18 protein-coding genes are annotated in these 19,986 nt (G+C 61.3%); 15 read left to right on the top strand and 3 right to left on the bottom strand.

Annotated features, from left to right (window positions below; genetic code table 11):
* Positions 1–153 precede the first annotated feature (153 nt).
* Positions 154–588 carry a type II toxin-antitoxin system RatA family toxin gene (locus tag ACTORR_RS10295; RefSeq protein ID WP_054885654.1) on the top strand — a complete coding sequence of 145 codons (435 nt, stop codon included), beginning with the start codon at positions 154–156 and terminating at the stop codon, positions 586–588.
* The gene (locus ACTORR_RS10290; RefSeq protein ID WP_286934154.1) at positions 581–871 is read left to right on the top strand and encodes an RnfH family protein; all 291 of its coding nucleotides are present in this window, start codon (positions 581–583) and stop codon (positions 869–871) included. The genes ACTORR_RS10295 and ACTORR_RS10290 overlap by 8 nt, the downstream gene beginning before the upstream one ends.
* A 60-nt stretch (positions 872–931) precedes the next feature.
* On the opposite strand, the gene ACTORR_RS10285 is transcribed toward ACTORR_RS10290, so the two are convergent.
* Complete coding sequence (locus tag ACTORR_RS10285; protein ID WP_054885652.1) at positions 932–1,465, bottom strand: outer membrane protein assembly factor BamE; 534 nt, start codon at positions 1,463–1,465, stop codon at positions 932–934.
* A gap of 97 nt (positions 1,466–1,562) precedes the next feature.
* On the opposite strand from ACTORR_RS10285, the gene fur reads away from it, so the two are divergent.
* The gene (gene fur / locus ACTORR_RS10280) at positions 1,563–1,967 is read left to right on the top strand and encodes a ferric iron uptake transcriptional regulator (protein WP_046788147.1); all 405 of its coding nucleotides are present in this window, start codon (positions 1,563–1,565) and stop codon (positions 1,965–1,967) included.
* Positions 1,968–2,168: 201 nt separating this feature from the next.
* Here the strand turns inward: fur and recN are convergent, their stop codons facing one another.
* Positions 2,169–3,842: a DNA repair protein RecN gene (gene recN, locus ACTORR_RS10275; RefSeq protein ID WP_286934150.1), complete on the bottom strand. Its 1,674-nt coding sequence runs from the start codon at positions 3,840–3,842 to the stop codon at positions 2,169–2,171.
* 172 nt (positions 3,843–4,014) lie between these two features.
* On the opposite strand from recN, the gene grpE reads away from it, so the two are divergent.
* The 8 genes from grpE to ACTORR_RS10235 all read left to right on the top strand — a co-directional run bounded on the left by grpE (position 4,015) and on the right by ACTORR_RS10235 (position 14,441).
* Positions 4,015–4,587, top strand: coding sequence for a nucleotide exchange factor GrpE (grpE, locus tag ACTORR_RS10270; protein WP_143524237.1), 573 nt, complete (start codon positions 4,015–4,017; stop codon positions 4,585–4,587).
* A gap of 104 nt (positions 4,588–4,691) precedes the next feature.
* On the top strand, positions 4,692–6,617 hold the full coding sequence (dnaK, locus tag ACTORR_RS10265) for a molecular chaperone DnaK (protein WP_054885649.1): 1,926 nt from the start codon (positions 4,692–4,694) through the stop codon (positions 6,615–6,617).
* 197 nt (positions 6,618–6,814) lie between these two features.
* Positions 6,815–7,933, top strand: a complete 1,119-nt coding sequence (gene dnaJ, locus ACTORR_RS10260; RefSeq protein WP_054885648.1) for a molecular chaperone DnaJ — start codon at positions 6,815–6,817, stop codon at positions 7,931–7,933.
* A gap of 14 nt (positions 7,934–7,947) precedes the next feature.
* Positions 7,948–8,751: a 4-hydroxy-tetrahydrodipicolinate reductase gene (dapB, locus tag ACTORR_RS10255; RefSeq protein WP_286934145.1), complete on the top strand. Its 804-nt coding sequence runs from the start codon at positions 7,948–7,950 to the stop codon at positions 8,749–8,751.
* 328 nt (positions 8,752–9,079) lie between these two features.
* Positions 9,080–10,216 carry a glutamine-hydrolyzing carbamoyl-phosphate synthase small subunit gene (gene carA / locus ACTORR_RS10250; RefSeq protein ID WP_286934144.1) on the top strand — a complete coding sequence of 379 codons (1,137 nt, stop codon included), beginning with the start codon at positions 9,080–9,082 and terminating at the stop codon, positions 10,214–10,216.
* A 106-nt stretch (positions 10,217–10,322) separates the two neighbouring features.
* Positions 10,323–13,544, top strand: a complete 3,222-nt coding sequence (carB, locus tag ACTORR_RS10245; RefSeq protein WP_054885645.1) for a carbamoyl-phosphate synthase large subunit — start codon at positions 10,323–10,325, stop codon at positions 13,542–13,544.
* On the top strand, positions 13,541–14,023 hold the full coding sequence (gene greA / locus ACTORR_RS10240) for a transcription elongation factor GreA (protein WP_082433603.1): 483 nt from the start codon (positions 13,541–13,543) through the stop codon (positions 14,021–14,023). Before carB ends, greA begins: the two co-directional genes overlap by 4 nt.
* A complete protein-coding gene (locus ACTORR_RS10235) occupies positions 14,001–14,441 on the top strand; it encodes a hypothetical protein (protein WP_054885644.1) in 441 nt (146 codons plus the stop codon). Before greA ends, ACTORR_RS10235 begins: the two co-directional genes overlap by 23 nt.
* 135 nt (positions 14,442–14,576) lie before the next feature.
* Here ACTORR_RS10235 and yhbY read toward each other — a convergent pair whose 3' ends face one another.
* Positions 14,577–14,885, bottom strand: coding sequence for a ribosome assembly RNA-binding protein YhbY (gene yhbY / locus ACTORR_RS10230; protein ID WP_054885643.1), 309 nt, complete (start codon positions 14,883–14,885; stop codon positions 14,577–14,579).
* 102 nt (positions 14,886–14,987) lie between these two features.
* Between yhbY and rlmE the strand changes: the two genes are divergently transcribed.
* The 4 genes from rlmE to glmM all read left to right on the top strand — a co-directional run bounded on the left by rlmE (position 14,988) and on the right by glmM (position 19,937).
* Positions 14,988–15,614 carry a 23S rRNA (uridine(2552)-2'-O)-methyltransferase RlmE gene (rlmE, locus tag ACTORR_RS10225; RefSeq protein ID WP_054885642.1) on the top strand — a complete coding sequence of 209 codons (627 nt, stop codon included), beginning with the start codon at positions 14,988–14,990 and terminating at the stop codon, positions 15,612–15,614.
* Between the two features lie 201 nt (positions 15,615–15,815).
* Positions 15,816–17,720 (top strand): ATP-dependent zinc metalloprotease FtsH, encoded by a 1,905-nt coding sequence (gene ftsH, locus ACTORR_RS10220; RefSeq protein ID WP_099815137.1) that lies wholly within the window; start codon positions 15,816–15,818, stop codon positions 17,718–17,720.
* Positions 17,721–17,728: 8 nt separating this feature from the next.
* Complete coding sequence (gene folP / locus ACTORR_RS10215; protein WP_054885640.1) at positions 17,729–18,580, top strand: dihydropteroate synthase; 852 nt, start codon at positions 17,729–17,731, stop codon at positions 18,578–18,580.
* A 16-nt stretch (positions 18,581–18,596) separates the two neighbouring features.
* Positions 18,597–19,937 carry a phosphoglucosamine mutase gene (glmM, locus tag ACTORR_RS10210; RefSeq protein WP_054885639.1) on the top strand — a complete coding sequence of 447 codons (1,341 nt, stop codon included), beginning with the start codon at positions 18,597–18,599 and terminating at the stop codon, positions 19,935–19,937.
* Positions 19,938–19,986: the final 49 nt, after the last annotated feature.

Below are 19,986 nucleotides of genomic sequence, written 5' to 3'. Positions count from 1 at the left end.
TTATAGGCAAGACATCACGTGGTCGGCTATGGGATTTCGGTGTGCTTGAGCCACCGCAATGAATACCGGACAATACAAGGCCTGTTCTCTGCACAGAACCTGTTTTCGGCACGCTGCGAAGCGCCGCCAACCAGCCTTGGAAGTGACGCCTGGATGACTACCCATATTCAACGCTCCGCCCTGCTGCCGTACCCTGCCCAGGCGCTCTACGATCTGGTCAACGACGTGGCCAGCTACCCTGAATTCCTGCCCTGGTGCTCGGCCTCGACGGTGATCGAGGCCAGCGACACGCACATGCGGGCGAAGCTGGAAGTGGCCAAGGGCGGCATGAGCCAGCAGTTCGTCACCCGCAATATTCTGGTGCCGGGGCAGTCCATCGAAATGAACCTGGAAGAGGGGCCATTCACGCAGCTGCATGGCCTGTGGGTGTTCAAGCCACTCGGCGAAAAGGCCTGCAAGATCAGCCTCGACCTGACCTTCGACTACGCCGGCGCGATCGTGCGCGCCACGCTCGGGCCGCTGTTCAACCAGGCGGCCAATACTCTGGTGGATGCGTTCTGCCAACGTGCCAAGCAGCTCAATGGTTAAGCTCGAAGTGGCCTACGCCACGGCCGAGCGCCAGTGGTTGTTGGCCTTTGAAGTGCCAGACGGGGTGAGTGTGCGTGAAGCGTTGCGCCTGTCCGGGATCGCCGGGCAAGTGATTGGGCTGGATATCGCGCACTGTCCGGTGGGCATTTTCGGCAAGGTGGTGGCAGATGCGCACGCGCATGTAGTCGAGGAGGGGGACCGCCTGGAAATCTACCGGCCTCTGCTGCTCGACCCTGTCGAGGCGCGCAAGCAGCGCGCTGCGAAGGCCAAGGCCAAGCGCTAGCTGAGCTGGCAGTAATAAAAAGCCCGGGCCATGGTCCGGGCTTTTTCATCTGGCCGGCATTTACTGCGGCGAGGTTTCCAGCGGTGCCGGTGTCGGCACTGGGGTGGTCTCGATGGTGTCGATCTCACGCTGGATGGACTCTTCCGTCGAGCCTGGCTTGGCCGGTTTCTCTTCCGGCTGCGGCTTGGCCTGCTCTGGCTGGGTGGCCGGGCTGACCGTGGTGGTGTTGCTGCCGCCGAGGATTTCCTGGTCGCGGCTCACGCCTGGCATGAAGTCGCCGGACAGGCTGACCAGCTGGTCGCTGTCGTTGAAGAAGATGCTCATGCGCTCCTGCTGACGTGTGCCGCCACCAGGTTGCAGGCTGTACAGATAGTCCCAACGATTGGTGTTGAAAGTGTCCTGCAGCAGCGGGTTGCCCATGATAAACCTTACTTGCCGACGGGTCATTCCGGGGCGTAATTGGTCTATCATGTCTTGCGTGACGACATTGCCCTGCTGGATGTCGATTTTGTAAACCCCGGGAAACGAGCAACCGGCGAGTGCGAGCAGTCCCGCGAGGGCGAGGCTGTTTAGCAAGAGCTTGGTGTTTTGCATCGGTGGGCGACTTCCACTATCTTGGCTGGACAACGTAAACCCCGATCATACCCGTATTAAGAGAAGCTGCGAAGCAGCATCGGCGAGAAAGCTGACCATGGTTGAAAATAGCGAATTGCGCAAAGCCGGTCTCAAGGTGACACTGCCTCGAGTCAAGATCCTTCAGATGCTCGACTCGACCGAGCAACGTCACATGAGCGCCGAGGATGTCTACAAGGCGCTGATGGAGGCTGGCGAGGACGTCGGTCTGGCAACCGTCTATCGCGTACTGACCCAGTTCGAAGCGGCGGGTCTGGTGGTGCGCCACAACTTCGACGGTGGCCACGCGGTGTTCGAGCTGGCTGACGGCGGTCACCACGACCATATGGTCAACGTGGATACCAGTGAAGTTATCGAGTTCATGGATGCCGAGATCGAACGCCGCCAGAAAGAGATCGTGGCCGAGCATGGCTACGAGCTCGTGGACCACAACCTGGTCCTTTATGTGCGTAAGAAAAAGTAACGATTTAGCTCGTTATGAATGACAAAGGCGACCTTCGGGTCGCCTTTGTGCTTTGTAGGGTGCTGAATGCGTGTTGGCCTTGCTGGCCCTTTCGCGGTGGTTCGACGCTTCGATAAACCCGCTTCCACAGGGTCTGCACAGACCTTGAGCCTTGCGAAATCCTGTGGGAGGGGTTTACCCGCGAAGAGGCTGAAGGTGCCCTCAAGCCTTGCCGGAAACCACCATCTTGCGCGCATGGGCCAGGGATTCCTTGGTCAGGTCGATGCCGCCCAGCATCCGCGCCACTTCTTCGACCCGCTCGCGTTTGCCCAGGCTGGCGACTGCGGTGTGGGTGGTATCGCTGTTGCGCACTTTGTGCACGAACAGATGATGGTGCCCTTGCGCGGCCACTTGCGGCAGGTGAGTCACGGTCAGTACCTGGCCACGCTCGCCCAGGCGGCGCAGCAACTGGCCGACGATTTCGGCCGTAGGGCCACCGATGCCGACGTCCACTTCGTCGAATACCAGGGTCGGAATGCGCGAGGTCTGAGCTGTGATCACCTGGATCGCCAGGCTGATACGGGAGAGCTCGCCCCCGGACGCCACCTTGGCCAGGCCCTTGAGTGGCTGCCCGGGGTTGGCGCTGACCAGCAATTCGATCTGTTCCAGGCCGTGGGGTGACAGGTCATTGCCTTCGTTGGGGGTAAGTTCGATGCAGAACCGCCCACCCGGCATACCCAGGCGCTGGATTTCCTGCTCCACGGCGACGGCCAGCTGTTTGGCTGCCTGCTGGCGCAGTGCGCTGAGCTCCTGTGCCTTCTGTTTATAGTGCTGGGCATAGGCGCCAAGTTCCTCGGCCAGGCGTTCGATCGACTCGTCGCTGGCGTTCAGGCCTTCGAGTTCATCCATCAGCTGTTGCTGCAAGTGTGGCAGCTCAGTGGGGTGCACGCGGTGCTTGCGCGCCAGGGTGTAAATCGTGTCGAGGCGCTCTTCCAGGGCTTGCAGGCGCATGGGGTCGGCGTCGAAGTTGTCGAGGAAGCGATTGAGTTCGCCCACCGCTTCTTCAACCTGAATCTGTGCGCTGGCGATCATGTTGGCGGCTTCGCCCAGCGCGCGCGGGGCGTTCGTTGCAGCGCCGAGGCGGTTGAGGCTGGCGGTGAGCGCGCTGAGCACATTGCCAGAATCGCTTTCGCTGCACTGGTCGATGACCTGGCGGCAGATGCCGAACAGGGCCTCTGCGTTGGTCAGGTTCTTGTGTTCCTGCTCCAGTTGTTCCAGTTCGTTTTCGCCCAGGCCGAGATTGTCCAGCTCTTCCAGCTGGTAGCTGAGCAGTTGGTGGCGGGCGCGTTGCTCGTCGCCGGAATTGCTCAGCCGCTCGAGTTCCAGGCGGGTCTGGTTCCAGCGTTTGGCGGCAAGCTGCACCTGGCGGGAGAGGTCGATGGCGCCGGCGTATTCGTCCACCAAACGGCGGTGGGTGTCGGTCTTCAGCAGTGACTGGTGTTCATGCTGGCTGTGGATGTCGATCAGCAGCTCGCCCAGCGCCTTGAGGTCGCCGAGCGGGCAGGGGGTGCCGTTGATGTAGCCGCGGCTGCGCCCTTCGGCGGTGATGACGCGGCGCAGAATGCACAACCCGTCGTTGTCCAGATCGCGCTCGGCCAGCCAGGCATGGGCTTCGGGGATGTCCACCAGGTCGAACGTGGCAAGGATGTCTGCCTTGTCGGTGCCGGGACGCACCACGCCGCTGTCGGCACGGTCGCCCAGGGCCAGGCCGAGGGCGTCGAGCATGATCGATTTGCCCGCACCGGTCTCGCCGGTGATCACCGACATGCCACGGGCGATTTCAAGGTCGAGGTGCTCGACGATGGCGTAGTTGTGAATGGACAGGTGCACCAGCATGGGGGCGGCTCCCGAAGTTCAGGTCTGGTTATTTATACAGTACTTTTTTCTGCCCTGCCAATGCCCTCTGGCGGATTCTGTTGCGACCGGCAAAACCCACGTGCCCCTTGAAGCTGGTTTTTCCGGCCCCATATAGCCGGCAGACACGGCGAGCTTTGCTCGTACAACCGAAATTGCGGAGGAGAGACCCATGGCTGACGAACAGCTGAATGAACAAGACCTTAATGCTGAAGAGGCAGGTGCAGTGGATAACGGCGCCCGCGTTCAGGAGCTCGAGGAGCAGCTGGCCGCCGCCAAGGATCAGTCCCTGCGTGCCGCTGCCGAAGCGCAGAACAGCATTCGTCGCGCCGAGCAGGAAGTCGACAAGGCCCGCAAGTTCGCGCTCGAGAAGTTTGCTGGCGACCTGCTGCCGGTGATCGACAGCCTGGAAATGGCCCTGGCGCACCTCAAGCCCGACGACGAACAGGTCAAGAGCACGCGTGAAGGCGTCGAGCTGACCCTGAAGATGTTCCAGGACACCCTCAAGCGCTACAACCTCGAAGCCATCGACCCGCACGGGCAGCCGTTCAACCCTGAGCACCATCAGGCCATGGCCATGCAGGAAAACGCCGAGGTCGAGCCTAACAGCGTGCTCAACGTGTTCCAGAAGGGCTACCTGCTCAACGGTCGCCTGCTGCGCCCTGCCATGGTGGTGGTCAGCAAGGCGCCAGCGGCACCGCAACCTTCTATCGATGAGAAGGCTTGAAATCCTCCGGGGCATCCCCATCTAGGTGTCAAGCGTTCAAGTATTACCGCAGTTGGCCACGACCGTAGCCGCTGCCGCCAAATTCAAGTTTCGGGAGAGTAAACATGGGCAAAATCATCGGTATCGACCTGGGGACCACCAACTCGTGCGTCTCCATTCTGGAAAACGGTAACGTCAAGGTCATCGAAAACGCCGAAGGCGCGCGCACTACCCCTTCGATCGTGGCCTACGCCAACGACGGTGAAATCCTGGTTGGCCAGTCGGCCAAGCGCCAGGCCGTCACCAACCCGCACAACACCCTGTTCGCAGTGAAGCGCCTGATCGGTCGTCGCTTCGAAGAAGATGTCGTGCAAAAAGACATCAAGCTGGTGCCCTACAAGATCGTCAAGGCCAATAACGGCGACGCCTGGGTCGAAGCCAGCGGCAAGGAAATGGCGCCTCCGCAGATCAGCGCCGAAGTACTGAAGAAAATGAAGAAGACCGCCGAAGACTACCTCGGCGAGTCCGTGACCGAAGCGGTAATCACCGTTCCGGCGTACTTCAACGACAGTCAGCGTCAGGCCACCAAGGATGCCGGCCGCATCGCTGGCCTGGACGTAAAACGTATCATCAACGAGCCGACCGCCGCTGCACTGGCTTACGGCATGGACAAGGCCAAGGGCGACCACACCGTCATCGTTTATGACCTGGGTGGTGGTACCTTCGACGTTTCGGTCATCGAAATCGCCGAAGTCGACGGTGAGCACCAGTTCGAAGTACTGGCCACCAACGGCGACACCTTCCTGGGTGGCGAAGACTTCGACATGCGCCTGATCGACTACCTCGTCGACGAGTTCAAGAAAGAGTCCGGCATGGACCTGAAGAACGATCCGCTGGCCCTGCAGCGTCTGAAAGAAGCTGCTGAAAAGGCCAAGATCGAGCTGTCCTCGGCGCAGTCGACCGATGTCAACCTGCCGTACATCACTGCAGACGCCACCGGTCCTAAGCACCTGAACGTGAAGATTTCCCGCGCCAAGCTGGAGTCGCTGGTCGAAGACCTGGTCAAGCGCACCATCGAGCCTTGCCGCATCGCCCTGAAAGACGCGGGCATCGACGCCAGCAAGATCGACGACGTGATCCTGGTCGGCGGCCAGACCCGTATGCCGATGGTGCAGAAGGCGGTTGCCGACTTCTTCGGTAAAGAAGCGCGCAAGGACGTCAACCCGGACGAAGCCGTGGCCATGGGTGCTGCCATTCAGGGCGCCGTGCTGGCCGGTGACGTGAAGGACGTGCTGCTGCTGGACGTCAGCCCGCTGACCCTGGGTATCGAAACCATGGGCGGCGTGATGACCGCGCTGATCGAGAAGAACACCACCATTCCGACCAAGAAGTCGCAGGTGTTCTCGACCGCCGACGACAACCAGAGCGCCGTGACCATTCACGTGCTGCAAGGCGAGCGCAAGCAGGCGGCGCAGAACAAGTCGCTGGGCAAGTTCGACCTGGCCGAGATTCCGCCAGCGCCTCGCGGCGTACCGCAAATCGAAGTGACCTTCGACATCGACGCCAACGGCATCCTGCATGTGGGCGCCAAGGACAAGGCCACCGGCAAGACCCAGTCGATCGTGATCAAGGCCAACTCCGGCCTGTCTGACGAAGAAATCGAGCGCATGGTGCGTGACGCCGAGGCCAACGCCGAGGAAGACCGCAAGTTCGAAGAGCTGGCCACTGCCCGTAACCAGGGTGATGCGCTGGTGCACTCGACCCGCAAGATGGTTGCGGACGCCGGTGACAAGGTTACTGCTGAAGAGAAGGCCGCGATCGAAGCTGCCGTGGTTGCCCTGGAAGCCGCTGTCAAAGGCGACGACAAGGCCGCCATCGACGCCAAGGTCGAAGAACTGTCCAAGGTATCGGCTCCGGTTGCTCAGAAGATGTACGCCGAGCAGCAGGCCGAACAGCCTCAGGGTGGCGCACAGCAAGCCGAGCCGGAAGCCAAGCACGATGACGTGGTTGACGCCGAGTTCGAAGAAGTGAAAGGCGACGACAAGAAGTAATCGTTGCCTGCTGTCGACCCGTTCACTGGTTGCTGCCGGTGAGCTGGTAGGATGTCGCCGCGCGGGGGCTTGCTCCCGCGTTGGCGTATCTGGAATTCGAGATTTTTTACAGCATTTGTCGGGGCCATTCGTGGTGTGCAGGCAGGTGCTGATGGCGCGGCGCAGATGCCTGACGCCCAACAAGGTGCAAATGACCTATGTCCAAGCGTGATTATTATGAGGTCCTGGGTGTCGAGCGCGGCGCCAGCGAAGCTGACCTCAAGAAGGCTTACCGCCGACTGGCGATGAAGTACCACCCGGACCGCAATCCGGGCGATAAAGAGTCGGAAGACAAGTTCAAGGAGGCCAACGAGGCCTACGAAGTACTGTCAGATGCGAACAAGCGTGCGGCGTTCGACCAGTACGGTCATGCCGGCGTCGACCCGAGCATGGGTGGCGGTGGTGCCGGCTTCGGCGGCGCCAACTTCTCCGACATTTTTGGCGACGTTTTCAGTGACTTCTTCGGCGGCGGTCGCGGTGGTGGACGTGGCGGTGCCCAGCGCGGCAGCGACCTGCGCTACACCCTGGAGCTGAACCTGGAAGAAGCGGTGCGCGGCACCACGGTCAGTATCCGCGTGCCGACTCTGGTCAACTGCAAACCGTGCGACGGCTCCGGCGCCAAGAAGGGGTCGACCCCGTCGACTTGCCCGACCTGCGGTGGCATCGGCCAGGTGCGCATGCAGCAAGGCTTCTTCTCGGTGCAGCAGACCTGCCCACGCTGCCACGGCCAGGGCAAGATCATCACCGACCCATGCACCTCGTGCCATGGCGAGGGCCGTGTCGAGGAATACAAGACCCTGTCGGTCAAAGTGCCGGCGGGCGTCGATACCGGCGACCGCATCCGTCTGTCCGGCGAGGGCGAGGCGGGCACCCATGGTGGTCCGACTGGCGATCTGTATGTGGTGATCAATGTGCGCGAGCACGAGATCTTCCAGCGTGACGGCAAGCACCTCTATTGCGAAGTGCCGATCAGCTACACCGATGCCGCACTCGGTGGCGAGCTGGAAGTGCCGACCCTCGATGGTCGCGTGAAGCTCAAGATTCCGGAAGGTACCCAGACCGGCAAGCAGTTCCGCTTGCGTGGCAAGGGTGTCGCCCCGGTTCGCGGTGGTGGTGCCGGTGACCTGCTGTGCCGCGTAGCGGTTGAGACACCGGTCAACCTGACCCGTCGCCAGCGCGAATTGCTCGAAGAGCTGCGCAGCTCGCTGGAAGGTGACAACTCGCCCAAGGCCAGCGGCTGGTTCGATGGCGTTAAGCGCTTCTTCGGCGATCTCTGACAAGGAAAATGGCTATGCGACGTATTGCAGTGATGGGCGCGGCGGGGCGGATGGGCAAGACCCTCATCGAAGCCGTTCAGCAAACCCCGGGCGCGGGGCTGACGGCGGCGATCGATCGTCCGGACAGCTCGCTGGTCGGGGCGGATGCCGGCGAGCTGGCAGCGCTCGGTCGTATCGGCGTACTGCTGTCGGACGACCTGGCCAAGGTTGTCGACGAATTCGACGTGCTGATCGACTTCACTCACCCGTCGGTGACGCTGAAGAACCTGGCGTTCTGCCGCAAGCACGGCAAGGCGATGATCATCGGTACCACCGGTTTTACCGCCGAGGAGAAGCAACTGCTTGCCGAGGCGGGCAAAGACATCCCGATCGTGTTTGCCGCCAACTTCAGCGTTGGTGTCAATCTCAGCCTCAAGCTGTTGGACATGGCTGCGCGGGTATTGGGTGACGATGTCGACATCGAGATCATCGAGGCGCACCACCGGCACAAGGTCGATGCCCCGTCGGGGACCGCGCTGCGCATGGGTGAAGTGGTTGCCAATGCGCTGGGGCGCGATCTGCAGGAAGTGGCGGTGTATGGCCGTGAAGGCCAGACCGGCGCGCGTGATCGCCAGACCATCGGCTTTGCCACCGTGCGTGCCGGCGATGTGGTCGGTGATCACACCGTGCTGTTTGCTGCTGAGGGCGAGCGCCTGGAAATCACCCACAAGGCCTCCAGCCGTATGACCTTCGCCAAGGGCGCGGTGCGAGCGGCGCTGTGGCTCGATGGGCGCAAGCCGGGCCTGTACGACATGCAGGATGTGCTCGACCTGCGCTAAGCCGTTCGAGCGGTGCTGGCGTCTTCGCGGGGCGCGCCCGCTCCCACAGGATTTGTGCAAGGCTCAGGCTCTGTGCGGTCGTTGTGGGAGCGGGCATGCCCGCGAAGCAGGCGCCGCAAATGTCAGTCTGTCGCAATCATGTGTTTTAGAGGCACATATGCGGTAGACCGAAAACGCACTTTTCTGTAAGCTACAGCTTTAGTGTGTCCACTAAAAGCGCGCAGCGAATTGAATTCAGCACATGAAAGCGGGGTGACGTGTCCATACGTCACTCCGCTTTTTTGCAACCTGCGATCGCCCTTTCATGCTTGACTTACGGGAGGTCTTCTTGACAAAGCCAGCCATACTCGCCCTTGCCGACGGCAGTATTTTCCGCGGTGAAGCCATCGGTGCCGACGGTCAGACCGTTGGTGAGGTGGTATTCAACACCGCTATGACCGGCTACCAGGAAATCCTTACAGACCCTTCCTACGCGCAGCAAATCGTCACCCTGACCTACCCGCACATCGGCAACACCGGTACTACGCCGGAAGATGCCGAGTCGAACCGTGTCTGGTCCGCTGGCCTGGTTATCCGCGACCTGCCGCTGCTGGCCAGCAACTGGCGTAATACCCAGTCGCTGCCTGAGTACCTCAAGGCCAACAACGTCGTCGCCATCGCCGGTATCGACACCCGTCGCCTGACCCGTATCCTGCGCGAAAAAGGCGCTCAGAACGGCTGCATCCTGGCGGGTGACGACATCAGCGAAGAAGCCGCCATCGCAGCCGCCCGTGGCTTCCCTGGCCTGAAGGGCATGGACCTGGCCAAGGTCGTTTCCACCAAGGAACGCTACGAGTGGCGCTCCAGCGTTTGGGAGCTGAAGACCGATAGCCACCCGACCATCGACGCTGCCGACCTGCCGTACCACGTGGTCGCCTTCGACTACGGCGTCAAGCTGAACATCCTGCGCATGCTGGTCGCCCGCGGCTGCCGCGTGACCGTGGTGCCTGCCCAGACCCCGGCCAGCGAAGTGCTGGCACTGAATCCGGATGGTGTGTTCCTGTCCAACGGCCCTGGTGATCCGGAGCCATGCGACTATGCGATCCAGGCGATCAAGGAAATCCTCGAAACCGAGATTCCGGTATTCGGCATCTGCCTCGGCCACCAGCTGCTGGCCCTGGCCTCCGGCGCCAAGACCGTGAAGATGGGCCATGGCCACCACGGTGCCAACCACCCGGTCCAGGACCTGGACACCGGCGTGGTCATGATCACCAGCCAGAACCACGGTTTCGCCGTTGACGAAGCCACCCTGCCGGGCAATGTCCGCGCCATCCACAAGTCGCTGTTCGACGGCACCCTGCAGGGTATCGAGCGCACCGACAAGAGCGCGTTCAGCTTCCAGGGCCACCCTGAAGCGAGCCCAGGCCCGACCGACGTCGCGCCACTGTTCGATCGTTTCACCGATGCCATGGCCAAGCGCCGCTGAGCATCCTGCATCAAGGCCCCGGGCCGGCTCACGCCGCGCCCGGAAGCGCCTGACCCAGATTGTTCAAGACGGCTTGCCGACTGACCCGCGGATTTGAGTGACAACCATGCCAAAACGTACAGACATCAAAAGCATCCTGATTCTCGGCGCTGGCCCGATCGTGATCGGCCAGGCCTGCGAATTCGACTATTCCGGCGCCCAGGCCTGTAAAGCCCTGCGCGAGGAAGGTTTCCGCGTCATCCTGGTGAACTCCAACCCGGCCACCATCATGACCGACCCGGCCATGGCCGACGCCACCTACATCGAGCCGATCAAGTGGCAATCGGTGGCCAAGATCATCGAAAAAGAGCGCCCGGACGCGGTACTGCCGACCATGGGTGGTCAGACTGCATTGAACTGCGCCCTGGACCTGGAGCGCCACGGCGTGCTGGAAAAGTTCGGCGTAGAGATGATCGGCGCCAACGCCGATACCATCGACAAGGCCGAAGACCGTTCGCGCTTCGACAAGGCCATGAAGGACATCGGCCTGGAGTGCCCGCGCTCCGGTATCGCCCACAGCATGGAAGAGGCCAATGCAGTGCTCGAGAAGCTCGGCTTCCCGTGCATCATCCGCCCATCGTTCACCATGGGCGGCACTGGCGGCGGTATCGCCTACAACCGCGAAGAATTCGAAGAAATCTGCACCCGTGGCCTGGACCTGTCGCCGACCAAAGAGCTGCTGATCGACGAATCGCTGATCGGCTGGAAGGAATACGAGATGGAGGTGGTCCGCGACAAGAAGGACAACTGCATCATCGTTTGTTCCATCGAGAACTTCGACCCGATGGGCGTGCACACCGGTGACTCGATCACCGTGGCGCCGGCGCAGACCCTGACCGACAAGGAATACCAGATCATGCGCAACGCCTCGCTGGCGGTGCTGCGTGAAATTGGTGTGGAAACCGGCGGCTCCAACGTGCAGTTCGGTATCTGCCCGAACACTGGCCGCATGGTCGTGATCGAGATGAACCCGCGTGTTTCGCGTTCGTCCGCCCTGGCTTCCAAGGCCACCGGCTTCCCGATCGCCAAGATCGCCGCCAAGCTGGCCATTGGTTACACCCTCGACGAGCTGCAGAACGACATCACCGGTGGCCGCACCCCGGCGTCCTTCGAGCCGTCGATCGACTACGTCGTGACCAAGCTGCCACGCTTCGCCTTCGAGAAATTCCCGAAAGCCGACGCCCGCCTGACCACCCAGATGAAATCGGTGGGTGAAGTCATGGCCATCGGCCGCACCTTCCAGGAGTCCCTGCAGAAAGCCCTGCGCGGTCTGGAAGTCGGCGCCTGCGGCCTCGACCCTAAAGTCGACCTGGCCAGCCCGGAAGCCGCCGGCATCCTCAAGCGCGAACTGACCGTGCCGGGCGCCGAGCGCATCTGGTACGTGGCTGACGCCATGCGTTCGGGGATGACCTGTGAAGAGATCTTCGCACTGACCGGCATCGACATGTGGTTCCTGGTGCAGATGGAAGACCTGATCAAGGAAGAAGAGAAGGTCAAGACCCTGGCGCTGTCGTCGATCGACAAAGACTACATGCTGCGCCTCAAGCGCAAGGGCTTCTCGGACCAGCGTCTGGCCAAGCTGCTCGGCATCACCGACAAGAACCTGCGTCGTCACCGCCACAAGCTGGAAGTGTTCCCGGTGTACAAGCGCGTCGACACCTGCGCCGCCGAGTTTGCCACCGATACCGCCTACCTGTACTCGACCTATGAGGAAGAGTGCGAGGCCAACCCGTCGACCCGCGACAAGATCATGATCCTGGGTGGCGGCCCGAACCGTATCGGCCAAGGTATCGAGTTCGACTACTGCTGCGTACACGCTGCACTGGCGCTGCGTGAAGACGGTTACGAGACCATCATGGTCAACTGCAACCCGGAGACCGTCTCCACCGACTACGACACCTCCGACCGCCTGTACTTCGAGCCGCTGACCCTGGAAGACGTGCTGGAAGTCTGCCGCGTCGAGAAGCCGAAGGGCGTCATCGTTCACTACGGCGGCCAGACCCCGCTGAAACTGGCTCGCGCCCTGGAAGAAGCCGGCGTGCCGATCATCGGTACCAGCCCTGACGCCATTGACCGTGCCGAAGACCGTGAGCGCTTCCAGCAGATGGTTCAGCGCCTGAGCCTGCTGCAGCCGCCAAACGCCACCGTGCGCAGTGAAGAGGAAGCCATTAGCGCTGCGGGTGGCATCGGTTACCCACTGGTCGTGCGCCCATCCTATGTACTGGGCGGTCGCGCCATGGAGATCGTCTACGAGCTGGACGAGCTCAAGCGCTACCTGCGTGAAGCCGTACAGGTTTCCAACGACAGTCCAGTGCTGCTCGATCACTTCCTCAACTGCGCCATCGAGATGGACGTGGATGCGGTCTGCGACGGCACCGACGTGGTGATCGGCGCGATCATGCAGCACATCGAGCAGGCCGGCGTTCACTCCGGTGACTCGGCGTGCTCGCTGCCACCTTACTCGCTGAGCAAGGAAGTGCAGGACGAAGTCCGCGTACAGGTCAAGAAAATGGCCCTGGAACTGGGTGTTGTCGGCCTGATGAACGTGCAGCTGGCCCTGCAGGGCGACAAGATCTACGTGATCGAAGTCAACCCGCGTGCGTCGCGTACCGTACCGTTCGTGTCCAAGTGCATCGGCACCTCCCTGGCCATGATCGCTGCCCGCGTGATGGCTGGCAAAACCCTGAAAGAGCTGGGCTTCACCCAGGAAATCATCCCGAACTTCTACAGCGTCAAGGAAGCCGTCTTCCCGTTCGCCAAGTTCCCAGGGGTTGACCCGATCCTCGGCCCTGAGATGAAATCGACCGGTGAAGTCATGGGCGTCGGCGACAGCTTCGGTGAAGCGTTCGCCAAGGCTCAGATGGGTGCCAGTGAAGTGCTGCCGACCGGCGGTACCGCGTTCATCAGCGTGCGTGACGACGACAAGCCGCAAGTGGCTGGCGTTGCCCGCGATCTGATCGCCCTGGGCTTCGAAGTGGTTGCAACTGCAGGCACCGCCAAGGTCATCGAAGCGGCAGGCCTGAAAGTGCGCCGTGTGAACAAGGTGACCGAAGGTCGTCCGCACGTGGTCGACATGATCAAGAACGATGAAGTGTCGTTGATCATCAACACCACCGAAGGTCGCCAGTCGATCGCCGATTCCTACTCGATTCGTCGCAATGCGCTGCAGCACAAGATCTACTGCACCACTACCATTGCGGCTGGTGAAGCCATCTGCGAGGCGCTGAAATTCGGTCCCGAGAAGACTGTTCGTCGCCTGCAGGATCTGCATGCAGGACTCAAAGCATGAGCATTACCAAGTACCCGATGACCGTCCAGGGCGCCCGCGCCCTGGAAGAGGAGCTGGCCTTCCTGAGCAAGACCGAGCGCCCACGCCTGAGCCAGGCCATTGGCGAAGCGCGTGAGCTGGGCGACCTCAAGGAAAACGCTGAATACCATGCTGCCCGTGAAGAGCAGGGCATGGTCGAAGCGCGCATCCGCGATATCGAAGGCCGTCTGCAGAACTCGGTGGTGATCGATGTCACCACCATCGCCCACACCGGCAAAGTGATTTTCGGCACCACCGTGGTGCTGGCCAACACCGAGACCGATGACGAAGTGACCTACCAGATCGTTGGCGAAGATGAAGCTGACGTGAAAATAGGCAAGCTTTCGAGCAGTGCACCGATTGCCCGTGCCATCATTGGCAAGGAAGAAGGTGACACCGTGGTGGTGAAGACGCCAAGCGGTACGGTCGAGTACGAGATTGTCGAAGTCAAACACATCTGACCGGCGCCTGCGGGCGCCATCCCTAGAGGGGATTCTCTGGCAACTGGCCCAGGTTTTCTGGGTCGGTGGCTTATGGGTGTTCCATGTAGGGCTGGTGCCGGCGCTGAAAGTCAGTGGCCTGGCACCTTTGCTGGTGCAGGACGTCGCCGGGCAGATCGACCGCTGGTTGATCGGTGTGGCGTTGCTTGGCTTGTTGACCCAGCTGGCGGTGCTGGCGAGGGTGGACGGCCTGGTGGCCTGGTGGCGGCAGTTTCGCGGTCAGATGCTGCTGTTGGGCTTCGCAGCCTGTGTAGGGTATTACACCTTGCGCTACGGCATCTCGGTCGGCGAGCGCTGGCAGATGTTCTGTTTTCTCGTGTTGGGCTTCTCCGGCATCGTGCTGGTGGCCCAACCGGTCCCGGTCAGGGCGCGCCGCTAGCCAGTACGGAGCCTTGTGGGAGCGGCCTTGTGTCGCGAAAGGGGCGCAAAGCGACCCCAGGATGTCAGCTTTATCGCAAATACCGCTGGGGCTGCTTTGCAGCCCTTTCGCGACGCAAGGCCGCTCCCACACCCGTCACTTGTAACGGTGGATGTTGGACAGCTGCTTGTTCGGCTGCGGATTCTTGCGATAGATCAGTGCCTTCTTGCCGATGGTCTGTACCAGTTCGGCGCGGCCGGCCTTGCACAGTTCGGCAATGACGACGGCGCGCTCTTCGCGATCTTCCGAGCGGATTTCGACCTTGATCAGTTCGTGATCGACCAGCGCGCGCTCCAGTTCGGCGATAACGCCTTCGTTCAAGCCGTTGCCAGCGACGATCAGGACCGGCTTCAGGTCATGACCAATGGACTTGTATTGCTTCTTCTGCTCGTTATTGAGCGGCATAATCTGACCCTTTCCGTCTGATTCTGTAAAATTGACCGGCATTTTACCCGAGGGCCACCGGCTCCGCCCAGTCAATCACGACGCATATCATCGAGGTGCCCCGTGGTACAACGTTCCAAAAGCAGCGCAAACTGGCTGCGAGAGCATTTCAACGATCCTTTTGTGAAGCAAGCGCAGAAGGATGGCTACCGTTCGCGTGCGAGCTACAAACTGCTGGAGATTCAGGAGAAAGACCGCCTGATCCGGCCTGGCATGAGTGTGATCGACCTCGGCGCGGCCCCCGGAGGCTGGTCGCAGGTGACCAGTCGTCTGATTGGTGGTCAGGGTCGCTTGATCGCCTCCGATATCCTGGAGATGGACTCGATCCCCGACGTGACCTTCATTCAGGGCGACTTCACGCAGGATGAAGTGCTGCAGCAGATCCTGCAGGCGGTCGGTGATTCGCACGTAGACCTTGTGATTTCCGACATGGCCCCCAATATGAGTGGTACGCCTGCGGTGGATATGCCGCGAGCCATGTTTCTCTGCGAGCTGGCCCTGGACCTGGCGACCCGCGTGCTCAAGCCGGGCGGGGACTTCCTGATCAAGATCTTCCAGGGTGAAGGTTTCGACATGTACCTCAAGGACGTGCGCAGCAAATTCGACAAGGTGCAGATGCGCAAGCCGTCGTCTTCGCGGGACCGCTCCCGCGAACAGTACCTGCTGGGCAGGGGTTTCAAGGGAGCATGAGGCGTATTGCGGGGTGGCTGATAGTTAATTCCAATCGGCTGCCCCGTCTGGATTGTCCGAACTTCGTGTAGTCTAGGTTTCACAAAGGGTTACAGACGGTGCCTGCGGATGCGTAGGTAATGTAGTAAGTTAGGGCGATGAATATCATGCGAGGCACGGCTGCGTCGTGCGCCGGCCTCAGAGGGTAGCGAATTGAACGACATGGCAAAGAATCTGATCCTGTGGTTGATCATCGCAGCTGTCCTGGTGACGGTGATGAACAACTTCTCCAGCCCTAACGAGCCGCAGACCCTCAACTATTCCGACTTCATCCAGCAGGTCAAGGATGGCAAGGTCGAGCGTGTGACCGTCGATGGCTACATCATTACCGGCAAGCGCGCCGACGGTGACAACTTCAAGACCGTGCGCCCGGCCATTACCGACAATGGCCTGATCGGCGACCTGGTCGACAACCATGTAGTCATCGAAGGCAAGCAGCCGGAACAGCAGAGCATCTGGACTCAGCTGTTGGTGGCAAGCTTCCCGATCCTCGTGATCATCGCCGTGTTCATGTTCTTCATGCGCCAGATGCAAGGTGGTGCGGGGGGCAAGGGCGGGCCGATGAGCTTCGGCAAGAGCAAGGCGCGCCTGCTTTCCGAAGACCAGGTCAAGACCACCCTGGCTGACGTCGCCGGTTGCGACGAGGCCAAGGAAGAGGTCGGCGAACTGGTCGAATTCCTGCGCGACCCGGGCAAGTTCCAGCGCCTGGGTGGTCGTATCCCGCGCGGCGTGCTGATGGTCGGCCCGCCTGGTACCGGTAAGACCCTGCTGGCCAAAGCCATTGCCGGTGAAGCCAAGGTCCCATTCTTCACCATCTCCGGTTCCGACTTCGTCGAGATGTTCGTCGGTGTAGGTGCAAGCCGGGTGCGTGACATGTTCGAGCAGGCCAAGAAGCATGCTCCGTGCATCATCTTCATTGATGAGATCGACGCTGTTGGTCGCCACCGTGGCGCCGGCATGGGCGGTGGTCACGACGAGCGCGAGCAGACCCTCAACCAGTTGCTGGTTGAAATGGACGGCTTCGAAATGAACGATGGGATCATCGTCATTGCTGCCACCAACCGCCCGGACGTGCTCGACCCTGCGCTGCTGCGCCCTGGTCGCTTCGACCGTCAGGTCGTCGTCGGTCTGCCGGATATTCGTGGCCGTGAGCAAATTCTCAAGGTGCACATGCGCAAGGTGCCGATCGGCGAAAACGTCAATCCGGCCGTCATTGCCCGTGGTACCCCAGGCTTCTCCGGTGCCGACCTGGCCAACCTGGTCAACGAGGCTTCGCTGTTTGCCGCTCGCGCCAACAAGCGCCTTGTCGAAATGAAAGAGTTCGAACTGGCCAAGGACAAGATCATGATGGGTGCCGAGCGCAAGACCATGGTCATGTCCGAGAAGGAGAAGAAGAACACCGCCTATCACGAGGCCGGTCACGCCATTGTCGGTCGCCTGGTGCCTGAGCACGATCCGGTCTACAAGGTTTCGATCATCCCCCGTGGTCGTGCCTTGGGTGTCACCATGTTCCTGCCGGAAGAAGACCGCTACAGCCTGTCCAAGCGTGCGCTGATCAGCCAGATCTGCTCGCTGTACGGCGGTCGGATCGCCGAGGAGATGACCTTGGGCTTCGATGGCGTTACCACGGGTGCGTCCAACGACATCATGCGAGCCAGCCAGATCGCTCGCAACATGGTTACCAAGTGGGGTCTGTCGGAAAAACTCGGTCCGCTGATGTACGCCGAAGAGGAGGGCGAGGTATTCCTCGGTCGCAGTGCCGCCAGCCAGCACGCCAGCGTTTCTGGCGAGACGGCCAAGCTGATCGACTCTGAAGTGCGTAGCATCATCGACCAGTGCTATGCCACGGCCAAGCAGTTGCTGATCGACAACCGCGACAAGCTGGAGGCGATGACCGAAGCCTTGATGAAGTACGAGACCATTGATGCCGATCAGATCGATGACATCATGGCAGGTCGTACGCCGCGTGAGCCCCGTGACTGGGATGATGACAAGGATTCGGGCGCGCCGACCGCCCAGAATGATCGCCCGGAATCGCCGATCGGCGGCCCCGCAGCTCAACACTAAGGGCATCTATGAGCTCAGTGCAGTACCCGACCCGGTTGCCTTGTGGCAACCGGGTTCTTGATCTTTCCCGTACCCATGTCATGGGTATCCTCAATGTCACTCCCGACTCCTTCTCCGATGGCGGGCGCTTCAGTCAGCGCGACGAAGCGTTGCGCCATGCCGAGGCGATGATCGCGGCAGGGGCCACGCTGATCGACATTGGTGGAGAATCGACCCGCCCCGGTGCGCGTGCGGTTTCGGTCACCGAAGAGATCGAGCGCGTGGCGCCGATGGTCGAGGCCATCAACAGTCGCTTCGACGTGGTCATTTCGGTCGATACTTCAACGCCTGCGGTCATTCGCGAGTCGGCGCGGTTGGGTGCCGGCCTGATCAACGACGTGCGTGCGCTGGAGCGCGATGGCGCTCTGGATGCGGCGGCGGACACCGGCTTGCCGGTTTGCCTGATGCACATGCGCGGCGAGCCCGGGAACATGCAGGACGATCCGCATTACGACGATGTGACTGCCGATGTAACGCGCTATCTTGAACAGCGGATGGCCGCTTGCGCGGCGGTGGGTATCCCTGCCGAACGCATCATTCTTGACCCAGGCTTCGGTTTCGCCAAGACACTCGCGCACAACCTCAGCTTGTTCAAACACATGGAAGCGCTCTATCGCCTGGGGCGCCCGCTGCTGGTGGGCGTTTCGCGCAAGAGCATGATCGGCCTGACGCTGAATCGTCCGGTCGGTGAGCGACTGTATGGCAGCCTCGCGCTGGCGGCTCTGGCCATGACCAAGGGGGCCAGCATCCTGCGCGTCCATGACGTGGCCGAGACCGTCGACGTGGTGCGCATGATTGCCGCAGTACAGAACGCCGAATAAGAACATTGGAGTCCCTATGAGCAGAAAATATTTTGGTACCGACGGTATTCGTGGCCGCGTCGGCGAGTATCCGATCACGCCGGATTTCATGCTGAAGCTGGGCTGGGCGGCTGGCATGGCCTTTCGCAAGCAAGGCAATTGCCGAGTACTGGTGGGCAAGGACACGCGTATTTCCGGTTATATGTTTGAATCCGCGCTCGAGGCCGGCTTGTCTGCAGCCGGTGCTGACGTCATGCTGCTCGGGCCTATGCCGACGCCGGCCATCGCTTACCTGACCCGCACTTTCCATGCTGAAGCGGGCATTGTCATCAGTGCCTCGCACAACCCGCATGACGACAACGGCATCAAGTTCTTCTCCGGGCAGGGCACCAAGCTGCCCGACGAAGTCGAACTGATGATCGAAGAGTTGCTCGATCAGCCAATGACCGTGGTCGAATCGAGCAAGCTGGGCAAGGTTTCCCGTATCAACGACGCGGCCGGCCGCTATATCGAATTCTGCAAGAGCAGCGTGCCGAGCAGCACCAGCTTCGAAGGCCTCAAGCTGGTGGTCGACTGCGCTCACGGTGCCACCTACAAGGTTGCCCCGAGCGTGTTCCGTGAATTGGGTGCCGACGTGACCGTGCTGCATGCGCAGCCGGACGGCCTGAACATCAACGAGGGCTGCGGCTCGACCCACATCGAGTCGCTGCAGGCTGCCGTACTGGTAGGGCATGCCGACCTGGGCATTGCCTTCGACGGCGATGGCGACCGGGTACTGATGGTCGACCACACCGGCGCCATCGTCGACGGCGATGAGTTGCTGTTCATCATCGCTCGTGACTTGCAGGAGCGTGGCAAGCTGCAAGGCGGCGTGGTCGGCACACTGATGAGCAACCTGGGCCTTGAGCTTGCCCTCAAGGATCTGGATATTCCTTTCGTGCGGGCCAAGGTCGGCGATCGCTACGTAATGGCAGAACTGCTCGAGCGCGATTGGCTGCTCGGGGGCGAAAACTCCGGGCACGTGGTGTGCTGCAACCACACCACCACCGGTGACGCGATCATTGCTGCCCTGCAGGTGCTGATGGCGCTCAAGCGCCGCGGCGAAACCCTGGCGCAGGCGCGTCAAGCCCTGCGCAAATGCCCGCAGGTCCTGATCAATGTGCGTTTCGGGGCGAGCAAGGTCGACCCGCTGGAGCATCCGGCGGTCAAGGAAGCCAGCGCCAAGGTCACCGAAGCCATGGCGGGGCGTGGGCGTGTGCTGCTGCGCAAATCCGGCACCGAGCCCTTGGTGCGGGTAATGGTCGAAGGCGACGACGAAAACCAGGTGCGTGGGCATGCCGAAGCCCTGGCCAAGCTGGTCGCAGAAGTTTGTGCCTGAAAGAGGCTTGCCAGCGCAGATCGGGTTGGGTAAGATCTGCGCCCACTTT

Source organism: Pseudomonas sp. SAR267, from assembly GCF_052077595.1.
GTDB classification, from domain to species: domain Bacteria; phylum Pseudomonadota; class Gammaproteobacteria; order Pseudomonadales; family Pseudomonadaceae; genus Aquipseudomonas; species Aquipseudomonas vlassakiae.
The sequence above is the reverse complement of the archived record's forward strand: the minus strand, read 5'-3'. Positions and strand labels throughout refer to the sequence as shown.

Excerpts from the sequence above, each read along its gene's own strand:
- fur (WP_046788147.1), top strand. The coding sequence starts at position 1,563 with ATGGTTGAAAATAGCGAATTGCGCAAAGCCGGTCTCAAGGTGACACTG.
- dnaJ (WP_054885648.1), top strand. The coding sequence starts at position 6,815 with ATGTCCAAGCGTGATTATTATGAGGTCCTGGGTGTCGAGCGCGGCGCC.
- carB (WP_054885645.1), top strand. The coding sequence starts at position 10,323 with ATGCCAAAACGTACAGACATCAAAAGCATCCTGATTCTCGGCGCTGGC.
- ACTORR_RS10285 (WP_054885652.1), bottom strand. The coding sequence starts at position 1,465 with ATGCAAAACACCAAGCTCTTGCTAAACAGCCTCGCCCTCGCGGGACTG.
- yhbY (WP_054885643.1), bottom strand. The coding sequence starts at position 14,885 with ATGCCGCTCAATAACGAGCAGAAGAAGCAATACAAGTCCATTGGTCAT.
- ACTORR_RS10290 (WP_286934154.1), top strand. The coding sequence starts at position 581 with ATGGTTAAGCTCGAAGTGGCCTACGCCACGGCCGAGCGCCAGTGGTTG.
- folP (WP_054885640.1), top strand. The coding sequence starts at position 17,729 with ATGAGCTCAGTGCAGTACCCGACCCGGTTGCCTTGTGGCAACCGGGTT.
- dnaK (WP_054885649.1), top strand. The coding sequence starts at position 4,692 with ATGGGCAAAATCATCGGTATCGACCTGGGGACCACCAACTCGTGCGTC.
- greA (WP_082433603.1), top strand. The coding sequence starts at position 13,541 with ATGAGCATTACCAAGTACCCGATGACCGTCCAGGGCGCCCGCGCCCTG.
- dapB (WP_286934145.1), top strand. The coding sequence starts at position 7,948 with ATGCGACGTATTGCAGTGATGGGCGCGGCGGGGCGGATGGGCAAGACC.
- recN (WP_286934150.1), bottom strand. The coding sequence starts at position 3,842 with ATGCTGGTGCACCTGTCCATTCACAACTACGCCATCGTCGAGCACCTC.
- glmM (WP_054885639.1), top strand. The coding sequence starts at position 18,597 with ATGAGCAGAAAATATTTTGGTACCGACGGTATTCGTGGCCGCGTCGGC.
- ftsH (WP_099815137.1), top strand. The coding sequence starts at position 15,816 with ATGGCAAAGAATCTGATCCTGTGGTTGATCATCGCAGCTGTCCTGGTG.
- ACTORR_RS10295 (WP_054885654.1), top strand. The coding sequence starts at position 154 with ATGACTACCCATATTCAACGCTCCGCCCTGCTGCCGTACCCTGCCCAG.